Origin of the sequence: Verrucomicrobium sp. BvORR034 (assembly GCF_000739635.1) — a bacterium.
Lineage (GTDB): Bacteria > Verrucomicrobiota > Verrucomicrobiia > Verrucomicrobiales > Verrucomicrobiaceae > Verrucomicrobium.
In genome coordinates this window covers 94,558-106,463 of sequence record NZ_BATQ01000185.1, presented here as the reverse complement: position 1 = coordinate 106,463, position 11,906 = coordinate 94,558, and the positions used below count along the sequence as shown (strand labels likewise).

Sequence of the window (11,906 nt, the reverse complement as noted above, 5' to 3'; positions counted from 1 at the left end):
CCCAACGTTGACTCGCTTAGGGCTTGTCCAACGTTGGGAGATCCCCGCTGGGGATCAGCTTCGGACTGGGGTGGCCGCCAAGGCACCGGTGCCATCCACTCGCTCAGTCGAAGTTCTTCCTCGGAGAGGATGGGGCGACAAGCCCAACGTTGACGAGCTTCCAGCGAGTCTACGTTGGGTACGGGTGTTGGAGGTTTTTACTCCGAAGGAGTTGCGGCGGTCTGAGAGTCTTTCACATCCAAGGTTCCTTGGCAGGCACTAGCTGAAGCGTCTGCAAGCTTCGCCTCCCCGCCGACGTCCTTGAAGGGCCAGCAACGCACCTATTGCGGAGGCATGCCGCTCATATGGAAGAGCCCCCATTGATGCCCATCGGGATCGGAAAAGTCGTGTTGATACATGAACCCGTTGTCCTCCGGCTTCCCCTGGGTCGAGCCGCCGGCGCTCAAGGCCTTCGCCACCAGTCCATCCACTTCCTCGCGGCTTGCACAATTCAGCGACAACAGCACTTCGGTGCTCGTCTTTGTGTCGCAGATCGCCTTGGGCGTGAAGCTGGTGAACTTCGGGTGCGTCAGCAGCATGACATGAATGACTTCACTGATGACGACGCACGAAGCGGTTTCATCGGTGAAGTCAGCATTGTGGTCAAAGCCCAGTGCCTTGTAGAAGGCCATGGATTTGGGGAGATCCGCCACAGGCAGGGAGATGAAGATCTGTCGGCTCATGAGAAGTTTGGGCTTGGAGTTAAAGTTTGGAGTTCGAAGCTGCTTGTGCAGGACTGCCGAAGCAGCCCGTCAAAACAGCGACGAACGTCCCCAAAGCTCCAGGACAACTTTTCTCACTTTCCCCAGTTGCCTAGCTCCTCTGAATGGCGACCTACGTTCCCGATATGGGTTTGCGTTGGGAGCCGAATCCGCGGCCCCAGACGACGAAGGCACTCAGTGCCAGAAGGATGACGGTGACCGGCACGTGAGACCACTCTCCCTTCATGATGTGCAAGCCCGTACCCAAGACCATGATCGTGCCCAGTCCCACCGCCGCCCAAGTGGTGAGGACTGGAAGAACACCCGTTAGTGCGGGCAAAATCAACCCGACCGCTCCGGCGAGTTCCGCAATACCAATGAAGGTAAAGAGGCCTTGCTGGTTCGCCAGATCAGGCGCGGACGCGACAAATTGATGGAAGGCGAAAACCTTCATGTACCCGGAGGCACCGAAGGCAAACGCCAGGAGACTTTGTACGATCCAGAGGGCGATTTTCATGGGTGGTTCGCTTGGGGCTAGGGTGCTCAGGCGGCAATCGCGAAAGTCACGGCATCGTCTGCCTCCAGAAATTCCGCCAGCGTCGTGGTTGCTGGATCAAGACCGAGCTTGGTGCATTCCCCAGCAAACCATTCTCCCTTTTCCGGATCGCCGTACATGGTCCAGTTGTCCACTTGGTCCGACCAACTGGAGATTTCTTCGGCAGATTTGCTGTCTCCATGGCTTCCAAACCATGCGATCACTTCCTCGTCGGTCGCACCGGAACGAAGGAGGGCCAGGACTTCGTCTACGGCTACGGCCTTGAAGCCGAAAAGTGCCTGGTCGAGGGGACAGGCATAGTGGTACTCGCCGGTCTTGTTGTCGAGCGATGCCCGACCTTTGTCGATCATGCGGGCCATCAATGAGTAGCCGCCCAGACGGTGGCGGGGACTGCGAGGGGCTTCCTTGGTCAGGTCGATTGTGTTTTTCATATTCTCAGGGTGTGATTACGTCACTAGTTGCTTAAACGACAACTGTCGTCAGTACATCACTAGACGTTTTGACAGTCAACTGCTATTTTGCAGAGTGCCCTCCCCGTGCCCCAAACTTGATCCCCGCGTTCGCAGGACGCGGCGCATGCTTTTCCAGGCGTTCCAGGAACTGCTGGGGGAGAAAGGCTTTGACCAAATTTCCGTCCAGGACATCGCTGAAAGGTCCACGCTGAATCGGGCGACGTTTTACGATCATTTCCCGGACAAGTTCGCTCTGCTCGAGGCGATGATTGGGGAACGGTTCGGCATGGCCATTGAGGCGCGGACGGGTGGCGAGGCCCCGACTTGTGACAAGGGTCTGCGGGCGCTGATTCTGGCCGCCTGCGATTTTATCGCTGATCTGTCGGCGGGATGCGACACCCACAGACGCCAGTTCGAACCCATCGCGGAATCCTGTGTGAGAACCATTCTCCGCGAATCAATTTTCCGCGGCCTCGAAGCTCACGGCGCGAAGAACCCGGGGCTCAAGGCGACCATGGTCAGCTGGGCGATCACGGGGGCGGCCATTCAGGGCGTCCGTGAGAAAAAGATGTCGTCGGAGGAGCTGGCCGACGCCGTGTTACCGACCATTCTGACTGCACTGGAGGCGGGAGATTGAATCCACGCCTGTGCCTTTGTCTTCGCCTAGTTTACAGCTCTGGCTGATGGCAGAGCACAAACCTCCATCCCTTGAATCAAACCATCCTCAAGGGTGAAACGATGGCCCACCCGGTCATCGGCAAGAACGGTGCCCGCGAGATCACGAACCACCTGATGCACCTCGACCAGGATCCGTCCTGAGTCTTCGGGGTAGAACGCCAACGGTTCCACCTTGGGATCAATCTCACTCCATTGTTCTTTCCAGTACTCGCCAACCTCTTCCGGGCCACGAACAAAACCGCCTTTGAACGCACGTGGCCAGGTGACGTCCGGCGTCATGAGTGAAGCGGCAGTGACGATGTCCCGCGAGTTGAAGGCCGCGTAGGCTGCGCGGAGCAGTTTGGCTTCAGGTGAAGACTGGTCTAGCGGTGCGCTTGGCATGGCGTAAGTGATGGGCTGTTGGGGGGAGAGACGAAGAGCATTCGACCAATGAACTGGCAACGCGGAGAACGTTGGGTGCTTGTTGAGCGTCCACGAGAGTTTTACGCTCCTTTGTAAACTCCATGTATCACAAGCAATAGGGTCTTTACGCAGCTCCATCACGGATGGAGTCCTGATCGTGCTGGTGGTGGCATCAATCCTGGCACTCCTGCCCGGAACTACGGCTAGCCTCAATGTTCGGGACTGGAGCTGGAGAATGAAAGCTCCTGAAGGAACCAGTAGAAGGCTTGCTTCCATTCCGCGGCGTCGTGCGCGTGGTCTGTGACGTGCCATACGTGGGACACGCCATGCCGCTTCAGCCAGGCATGAACGTCCTGGCTGATGTGGATGAGGCCATCCCGGCTGCCGCATGACAACCACAACAGCTTGAGTTGCTTTGCCTGGTCTGGATGCGGTAGAAGCTCTTCACTCTTGCGGGTGTTCGGCGCCGAGGAGAATCCACCGATCCATGTGAAGTGGTCCAGGTGACCGAGCCCGAAGTTCAGTGCCTGCCCGCCGCCCATGGAGAGGCCGGCAATGGCCCGGTTCTCCTTGTTGGCCAGAACGCTGTAGCGCGATTCCACCGCTGGAATGAGGTCTTGAAGGAGATCCTGTTCGAAAACCGTGAAAGCGGGAGCGTGTTGGAACACATCGCCAGTGGGACGATCATCCTTCTGAGCCCGGCCGTTGGGCATCACCACGATCATGGGCTCGGCCCTGCCATCAGTGATGAGGTTGTCCAGCAGGGTGTCCACCTGCGCAAAGTGCTGCCACTCGTTCTCGTCACCGCCGATGCCGTGGAGAAGATACAACACCGGGTATCTTCTGCCCACGGTGTAGCCGGGCGGCGTGTAGACGTTCATTTTGCGTCGGGTTCCGACCGTTTTCGAGTCATACTCCACGCTCTCAAGTCTGCCCCGGGCTATGCCTGGGCGTACCTTGTCCCAGCCAGCCGGTGGTGCGGGGAAAGCGGGAACATCATCGCTTTTCAAAACGATGGGCCCCCAGGCCTTCCTCGGTTGCTGAGGCGGATTGCCCCCGGTGGCATCGGTGGGCTCCTGCGCCACCAAGGGCACACAAAGGGCGAGCAGAACAGGCAAAAGCGGCTTCATGGCGTCAGGTGTCCCCAGCTTGGCAGAGTGCAGTTGGAAGCGATGAAAGGTTCAAGGTTGAAACACCCGCATCACTTCATGGTAGGCAGGCTTGGGCACCCCGTTTCGATCGAACAGCAGTGGATGATTGTCACGCTTCCAAGGGAAGTCGTTCAACCAGCTTTGTCCGTCGTGGAGGTTCCAGAAAGAGACGCGCGCGATGGTATCGGAGTACTTGTTAAAGAGCCGGAAGAGCTGGGCATACTGCGCGGCCTGTCGTTGCAGGATTTCCGGAGGGCAGCCCTGCGCATAGGGATTGTGCTTGGAGAGCGCCTCCCGCTCTGCACCATTGTCCGCCCACCAGCGCCCGCGTGGAATGACGTCGATGTCCAGCTCGGAGATGACGACTTTCATCTTCATGGCACGCATGGCCTGCAGGGTTTTTTCAAGGGCTTCAAACGGGACCGAGTCCAGTTCGTAATGCCCCTGCAGTCCAATGGCGTGCAAGGGGATCTTCTGGGCGCGGAGTGATTCGATCAGCCGGATCATGCTCTGGCGTTTCCCCTCCAGTTCATTGTTGTAGTCGTTGTAGATCAGCATTGCCTCGGGGTCTGCGGCATGAGCGTAGGCGAAGGCCTTTGCGATGAACTCCTCCCCACAAGCCCTGCTCCAGCACGAGTCGCGCAAGTAGCCCGCCCCATCGTCAAGCGCCTCATTGACGACGTCCCACATCGCTATCTTCCCGCGATAGCGGCCCACGACGCTCTCAATGTGGGCTTTCATGCGCTCTAGCAGCAGCTCACGGGAAGCGGGCTGGTCCCCCTCTTTGCTGAACCAGGAAGGGGTGCGGTCATCTTTCGCCCAGACAAGACAATGCCCCACCACCTTCAGATCGTGAGCCCGGGCAAACTCCACAAAGTGATCGGGAACGGCGAAAGACCATGCGCCCGGTTGCGCCTGAATGGCCGCGGGTTTCATGCTGTTCTCCGGAGTGACATAGGAAAACTGGGAGGTGAGCAGAGGCCAGTCTTGCGGCCGCTCAAAGATCTGATCACTGATTCCCACTCCCATGGAGAACGGCACCACTGTTTTCAACGTTTCAGCGCCGAAGCCCGTGACGCCGACAAGGCAAAGGGCGGTCGAAAGGAAGAGGTTTCCCAGGGATGGTGAGGCAGGTTTCATAGTGAGCGCGTTATCCCATTCACCCTTGTTTGGATGGGCTTTGCGAGATCGGCCGGCTGACTTTTTTTGTGGCAAATCAGACAAGGTTCGCGAGGAGCAGGCTGCGGCCAGTGGGGAACCGCGTGTCGTCACCCTTTGGGGCTTGATTGGTCGCTGGCCGAAAAACAGGAGCCCCTGATGCCGTTACTGATCATGCGCCCCGTCAGCTCGCAACCGACGTCTTTTGTTCCGTTGCCTACGGTGAGCCCATCGCCCGTTACAGAAATCATGAAATCACCCGACTCATCCCCCCAGCCATCCCGCCGCCGCTTCGTCCAAAATTCGCTCTCTGCGGGGTTCGGCTTTACCTTTCTGCCTGCCTACCTCACCAGCGCCCGGGCTGCCGACAATCCTAAACTCCCACCGAGCCGCCGGCTCAATCTGGGCTGCGTTGGCGTCGGCGGCCGTGCCGGAAGCGTCATTCCCGGGCTGACGGCCGCCGGTTCTGCCACACCCGTCGCCTTCGTGGATGTGGATTTCGTGACGGCCAAAGGCGTTGAGAAAAATCTGGCAGCGTTTCCTGATGTGAAGCGCTTCAACGATTTCCGGGTGATGCTGGACGAGATGGGCAAGGATATTGATGCCGTCAGTGTCGTCACGCCTGACCACACCCACTTCACCGCCGCGATTCACGCGATGGCTCTGGGCAAGCATGTGTATGTGGAGAAGCCGCTGACGCACACCTTTGAGGAGGCTGAGATCCTCATGCGTGCGGAGAAGAAGTTCAAGGTGGTCACCCAAATGGGCAACCAGGGGCACACCTCCGCGGGGGCGGATCAGTTCAAGCAGATGCTCGCGGCGGGAATCGTCGATGACATCGTGAAGATCGAAGCGTGGAAGTCACCCTCGCTGTGGTTCATGAATGCGGCCGAGCGCATCCCCGGCTATCCAGCGGCGGAGCCGATGCCGGAATCCTTGAAGAGCTGGGACCTGTGGTGCGGCCCTCGCGAGGTGAAGCCGTACAGCAAGATGTATCACCCCTTCAACTGGCGTGGCTTCCACGTCTATGGTGGCGGCATGTTCGGCGATTGGGGTGCTCACATCATCGACTTTGCCCATCATCATCTGAAGCTGGGCCTGCCTACGAAGATCACGCCGCTGGAGCTGGCGGACTACAACCAGGTGAGCTTCCCGCTCACTTCCGACATCCGCTTTGAATTCGCAGCTCGTGGGGAGAAGCTGCCTGCGGTGGAGCTTCACTGGCGGGCGGGCGAGGTGAAGGTACAGATCGAGGAGAAATACGGCGATCCCGACAAGGACGGCAAGCTGGTGGCACCGAAGCCGGGCAAGGCGGGCACGTTGCTGCATCGCAAACAGGGCGACTACCTGGTGCAACGTGGCTCGCATGACAGCCACTCCCTGGTGTACCCGCGGAAGCAGATGGTGGAATTCAAGGAAGCCATGGGGCTGAAGCCGCCGAAGCTGAACCACTTTGAGAGCTTCGTACAGGCCTGCATGGGCAACGCCACCACCGAGTCACCTTTCAGCATCTCAGGCGAGCTCACCCAGGTGTTGAATCTGGGCATGATCGCCGAGTACTTAAACGTCGATCTGAATTTCGACCCGAAGACGAAGCGCTTCATTGGCAATGATGCCGCCAACGCTCTGCTGGCTGGAGCACCTCCACGGGCTGAGTGGGCCGACTGCTACAAGCTGGCATAGGCTTCTGTTTCCTGGAGAGGGCCGACACTGACGAGAAAGCGGCCTTTGCCCTTGCCTTTGAGACAGCGTTGTCTGCGACAAGACCACGCTGCTCAAAGGCTTGAACCCGACTTTCCTGCAAAATCGCCCTATTTTCGGGCGATTAGTAATTACCCCCTCACTGAACCCGCATGAATCGTCGTCGTTTTATCCTCCAGTCCCTCGGTGCCACGCTTGCGTTGCCGGGGCTCACCTCCCTCAAGGCCAGTGCTGTGGGGGGCAATGCGGCCGTCCAGATGGCCAAAGGGGCAGGCATGGGCGCAAGGCGGTTCGTGGCGATTGGCAACCTGCTTGGGTTCCAGGTGAAACAGCTTTTCCCGACGACCACGGGTGCGGCATACGAGAAGACCACGCTGTTGGAGCCCATCTGGGACAATCGCAGCCAGATGACGGTCTATCGTGGGCTGGATCACGGCGTGAAGGGCGGGCACTTCGCGGTGCATTCGTTCCTTTCCGGGGTGCTGAACTCCGAGGCGCAAAACCGTCCGGATGGCAATGTGACGATCGACCAATACCTCGCGGAAGAGGTGGGCTTTGAGACCCGGTTCCCCTCGTTGACCGTTGGTTCTGAAGGGGGCATTCACGGTGGCTGCCAGATCGCATGGACGAAATCCGGCGTGCGGGTGCCCCCGATCACGAATCCGGCAGAGTTGTTTGAGAAGCTCTTCATCAGCGACTCGAAAGAGCGCCAGGAACGCCGCGTGCAGGAGAATGGGGTGCAGGCCTCGATCCTGGACTCCGTGAGGGAGGAGGCCAACCGCCTCTCCGGCCAGGTGAACAAGGAGGACAAGGACAAGCTCGACGAGTACCTGACCTCTGTGCGCGATGTGGAGAAGCGCCTGGAACTCCGCAAGCGCTGGACCATGCAGCCCAAGCCCGCCGCGCCGTTTGACAAGCCGGCGAACCGCAATGCGGTGGAGGATCTGCCGCTGTTGTATGAACTGATCACGCTCGCCCTGCAGACGGACAGCACCCGCATCGCCACGCTGGAGATCGGTGGCGACTTCATGCCGCAGCACCTGGGCATCAAGAAGGACTACCACGGTCTGTCCCACCACGGCAATGATCCGGAATCGATCGCAAGCCTCATCGCCCTGGAGAGGTATCAGATCGAGCACTTTGGCAAATTCGTCGCCCGCCTGTCCAAGGTGAACGACGGGGATCGCACCCTGCTGGACTCCACCACCGTGCTCTTCGGCAGTGGGATGGGGGACGGGAACTCCCACAAGAACTCGGATCTGCCCATCATCCTCGCCGGTGGTGGCTACAAGCACGGTGAGTACCGCCAGGTGCCGCGTGACGGCATCAACAAGGTGCCGCTGTGCAATCTCTTCGTAGATATCGCGCAGAAGATGGGCGTGGAAACCGACCGCTTTGGCAGCAGCACTGGCCGTTTTGCTTGATGCGCGTTTTTCATTCTCTCTGTCTCGTCGCCGGAGTGTCGGCGATGGCTTTCTGTGGTGCCGCTGCGCAAGGTGACGATAAATCACCGGCTCCTTCACCGAACCCGCAGCCTGCGGCGAAACCAGAAGGCGCTGCCGCCACGTCCTCCGCTCCCACGCCGCCATCTCAGGCACCTGTGGCACCCGTGACGCCGACACCCGCCGCTGCGGCCCAGCCCGTCGTGGCGGCACCCAAGCCGCAGCCTGCCCTGACTTCACCGCAACAGGTGAATCATTTCCTGGGCAAGTACTGCATCGAGTGTCATGACTCCAACCTTCAGAAAGGCGACCGGGATTTCGAGTCCTTCGGCCTGCCCTTGAAGTCCATCGCGGACCTGATCTCGGCCAAGGAGATCATCGACCAGATCACCCTGAAGGAAATGCCGCCGAAGAAGGCGGACCAGCCGTCCGACGAAGAGCGTCTTGCCATGCTGCGTGCGTTGCGAGAGGGCACCGTGGCGGCGCGCAGCAAACTGGAAAGCTCCGGCTCGCGCACCGTGATGCGTCGCCTTTCGAGCCGCGAATATGAAAACACCATCGCCACGCTCTTCGGCCGCCGCGTGGATACGCTGGGACTAACCGCCGATTTCCCAAAGGAGAAAACGAGCCGCCACATCGATACGATCGGCCAGACACTGGTGACTTCCGGATTCCTGGTGGACCAGTATTTCCAGGCAGCCAACCGGCTGGTGGAGACGCGGCTTGGCAAGCCCGTGATGGAGCCGCAGCAATGGCGCTTCAACGGCCATTTCGTCCAGTATGAGGAACTGCAAGGCTCCCACAAGGACGCCTTCAACTTTGGTTTCCTGAACCTCTACGAGCAGCCCAACACGGACACGCGTCAGGGCGGCTACGGCCATATCGAGGACTTCCTGAACGGGGTGCCCGTGTCTGGAATGTACGACATCGAAGTGGAGGCGCAGGCCAAGCACCGCGACACGCACTACGATCCCGCGATCTTCGGCATCGATCTCTCCGAGCCATTCATCCTGGGCATCGTGCCCGGGGACGTGACCAAGGGCCACATCCACTATCCCCAGGCCATCGAGCCCGTGCTCGCGACGAAGACCGTGCCTGACGACAAGCCCACGCGCCTCTATTTCCGCGTGTGGCTGGAGGCAGGGCAGACACCGCGTTTCATCTTCCCCAATGGCCCCTATGAATCGCGCGCCTCGGTGATCACGATCAATCAGAGGTACAAAGACGAGTTCAAGGAAAAGATTCCGACCTCCCTCGTGGGCCGCGCTCACATCCTGCGGGAGGGCAAGCTGCCGCACATCCGCATCAGTGAAGTCAAGATCAAGGGGCCCGTGCAGGAGAAGGGCGGCAGCGCGGAAGAAGTCGCGGTCTTCGGTCCGGAAGGGTTCAAGGAAGATCGTGCAGTGGACCAGCTCCTGGCATTCGCAGAGAAGGCCTATCGCCGACCACTGACTGACAGCGACCGCCAACCTCTCCGCGCGCTCTATGAAAAGCGCCTGGGGGAAAAGGCCGCACCCCGCCAGGCTGCGCAGGATGTGGTGAAGCTCATCTTGTGCTCGCCGTCCTTCCTCTATCTCAGTGAGATCACCGATGAATCCTCGAAGGCGCTGAAGCCTTACGATCTCGCCTCCCGCCTTTCCTTTGCCTTGTGGGCAGGGCCGCCGGATCGGGCGCTGCTCGACGCTGCCAAATCAGGTCAGCTCACCCAGGATGCGGAACTGAAGAAGCAAGTACAACGCATGCTCTCCGATGAAAGGAGCACCGCGTTCGTGAATGGTTTCCTCGACAGCTGGTTGAGCCTGCGCGACCTGGGCAGCCAACCGCCCCCGCGTGAGACGAACCGCTCCTACTACGCCGAGGATCTGCCAGATTCCATGAAGGCGGAAGTGCGCCTCTTCTTCCGTTATCTGCTCAAGAACAATGGTTCTGCGGCGCAGTTCATCAGTGCGGACTACACCTTCGTGGACAAGAAGCTCGCGAAACTCTACGAGTTGCCCGAGGCGAAATCGTTGCGTCTTGCCGATGGTTTCAAGAAGGTGAGCCTTCAGGGCAACCAGCATCGCGGTGGTCTCATGGGCATGGCGGGCGTGCTCACCGTGAGCGCCAACGGGGTTGAGAGCTCTCCCGTCACTCGCGGCGTGTGGGTCAGTGAGAACATCCTCGGCATTCATCCGCCGCCGCCGCCGGATGAAGTGCCCGCCATCGAGCCCGATGTTTCCGGTGCCACCACCATCCGCGAGCGCCTTGCGAAACACAGCACGGACAAGACCTGCGCGGAGTGTCATCACAAGATCGATCCCCTCGGCTTCAGCCTGGAGGCCTTCGACCCCATCGGACGATGGCGTACCACCTATCCCAAGCCCAAGAAGAAAGATGCACCGGCGCCCGTGATCGATACCACCGGGGAGTTCCCCTCTGGCGAGACCTACCAAGACTTCGCAGGCTTCAAAGAAATCCTGCGCAAGACCCGGGAAGATCTCTTCATCCGCCACCTCATAGGTGAGATGCTCAGCTACAGCACCGGCCGCCTCATGGAATCCACAGATGACTTCGTCATTCAGGACATTCACGACAAGGCGAAGCAACAGGGCCTCGGCCTGCGCTCCATCGTCGCTGAATGCCTGACGAGTGAGATCTTCCGTTCGAGGTAGAGCCCGCTGCGCGGGAGACACAAGACATGAGCTGGCGCGGGAGGACGCGTACAGCAAGGGAGGGACATTTTTGTCCCGGCCCTTGGTCGTTCTGACCGCAGCGGACGAGGTCCACCCCAGTACGTGTTGAGGTGATCGACCATCCTATTCCCACGGGCCGAAATACAGGTGCCCAACTCGGGTTGGGTCAGTGCTCGAGTCCGGTATGGACAAAACAGCCAACCTCAACACCTATCCAAAAGGATAATTGATTGCAAAAGCTATAATATCCATCAAAACAATATTCACAGTTTTTTGATTGCGCGTTTGTTAAATACATCGTTAAAAATAACAAACCCATGCATCATAAATTCTGCATAATGCAGGAGCATGTCAGCCGCGACCTCGTAAACGAGACAAGGAGTGGCGTTTGTTCCTCGAATTTCAGTTCTCTGGAGAAAGAAGTCCCTCTGCGTCCCCTTCCCGGGAGCAGGGAGAGTATGTCCGTGACATCGCTCCTAAGTGGCGTGCTGGCTGTCCTCACCATGCTTATGGTGGGAAGCTGCTCCCCCAAGTCTGAGCCAGACAAGGACGTCCAATCCAAGGTGGAGCCATCAAAAGTCGCATTAGCCCCCCAACCTTTGGCTCAGGACTCAGCGGCCCCGTCAGATGCGGTGTTCGTGGTTCAAACCTCGCCCTTGATGAAGTCTCGAACCCTCGAGGCACGATCCAGCATCATCCCGGGCCGTGAGGCTAAATCTGGCGAAAAGGCCCTGAGCGCCCAGGATGTGAAAGCCGACCAGGCAGTGCAAGTCTCTCCCGTGATCATCGACAAGCAGAATCGGGAGCTGATGGACGCACTCACCGTAAAACCCCGCTAGTCCAGAGGTACACCCGCTCCTCAAATTTTCCCGCCCCAAATTTGCCATGAAACATCGCCAACTTATTTTTTCGATATCGATGTTAATAGGGTTCGCGTGTGCCTTCTCGCAGGTC

At 59.1% G+C, this 11,906-nt stretch carries 11 protein-coding genes; 5 read left to right on the top strand and 6 right to left on the bottom strand.

All coding sequences use genetic code 11. The features are described from left to right. Positions 1-320 precede the first annotated feature (320 nt). The 3 genes from BV034_RS33775 to BV034_RS33765 form a co-directional block, all read right to left on the bottom strand. On the bottom strand, positions 321-722 hold the full coding sequence (locus BV034_RS33775; RefSeq protein WP_050031343.1) for a VOC family protein: 402 nt from the start codon (positions 720-722) through the stop codon (positions 321-323). 151 nt (positions 723-873) lie between these two features. Then, on the bottom strand, positions 874-1,257 hold the full coding sequence (locus tag BV034_RS33770) for a DoxX family protein (RefSeq protein ID WP_050031342.1): 384 nt from the start codon (positions 1,255-1,257) through the stop codon (positions 874-876). Positions 1,258-1,283: 26 nt separating this feature from the next. Next, positions 1,284-1,727, bottom strand: a complete 444-nt coding sequence (locus BV034_RS33765) for a DUF5069 domain-containing protein (protein WP_050031341.1) — start codon at positions 1,725-1,727, stop codon at positions 1,284-1,286. A gap of 145 nt (positions 1,728-1,872) precedes the next feature. Here BV034_RS33765 and BV034_RS33760 point away from each other — a divergent pair, with 145 nt between their 5' ends. Further along, the gene (locus tag BV034_RS33760) at positions 1,873-2,385 is read left to right on the top strand and encodes a TetR/AcrR family transcriptional regulator (protein ID WP_050031340.1); all 513 of its coding nucleotides are present in this window, start codon (positions 1,873-1,875) and stop codon (positions 2,383-2,385) included. 26 nt (positions 2,386-2,411) lie between these two features. Here BV034_RS33760 and BV034_RS33755 read toward each other — a convergent pair whose 3' ends face one another. The 3 genes from BV034_RS33755 to BV034_RS33745 all read right to left on the bottom strand — a co-directional run bounded on the left by BV034_RS33755 (position 2,412) and on the right by BV034_RS33745 (position 5,119). Continuing rightward, positions 2,412-2,807, bottom strand: coding sequence for a nuclear transport factor 2 family protein (locus BV034_RS33755; RefSeq protein ID WP_050031339.1), 396 nt, complete (start codon positions 2,805-2,807; stop codon positions 2,412-2,414). Between the two features lie 230 nt (positions 2,808-3,037). Then, a complete protein-coding gene (locus BV034_RS33750) occupies positions 3,038-3,958 on the bottom strand; it encodes an alpha/beta hydrolase-fold protein (RefSeq protein WP_050031338.1) in 921 nt (306 codons plus the stop codon). Positions 3,959-4,009: 51 nt separating this feature from the next. Next, positions 4,010-5,119 carry an endo-1,4-beta-xylanase gene (locus BV034_RS33745; RefSeq protein ID WP_050031337.1) on the bottom strand — a complete coding sequence of 370 codons (1,110 nt, stop codon included), beginning with the start codon at positions 5,117-5,119 and terminating at the stop codon, positions 4,010-4,012. Positions 5,120-5,386: 267 nt separating this feature from the next. Between BV034_RS33745 and BV034_RS33740 the strand changes: the two genes are divergently transcribed. The 4 genes from BV034_RS33740 to BV034_RS33725 all read left to right on the top strand — a co-directional run bounded on the left by BV034_RS33740 (position 5,387) and on the right by BV034_RS33725 (position 11,791). After that, complete coding sequence (locus BV034_RS33740) at positions 5,387-6,820, top strand: Gfo/Idh/MocA family oxidoreductase (protein WP_050031336.1); 1,434 nt, start codon at positions 5,387-5,389, stop codon at positions 6,818-6,820. 170 nt (positions 6,821-6,990) lie between these two features. Beyond that, positions 6,991-8,262 (top strand): DUF1552 domain-containing protein, encoded by a 1,272-nt coding sequence (locus tag BV034_RS33735; protein WP_050031335.1) that lies wholly within the window; start codon positions 6,991-6,993, stop codon positions 8,260-8,262. Between the two features lie 44 nt (positions 8,263-8,306). Then, positions 8,307-10,931 carry a DUF1592 domain-containing protein gene (locus BV034_RS33730; protein WP_050031334.1) on the top strand — a complete coding sequence of 875 codons (2,625 nt, stop codon included), beginning with the start codon at positions 8,307-8,309 and terminating at the stop codon, positions 10,929-10,931. Between the two features lie 479 nt (positions 10,932-11,410). Beyond that, on the top strand, positions 11,411-11,791 hold the full coding sequence (locus BV034_RS33725; RefSeq protein WP_265593784.1) for a hypothetical protein: 381 nt from the start codon (positions 11,411-11,413) through the stop codon (positions 11,789-11,791). Positions 11,792-11,906: the final 115 nt, after the last annotated feature.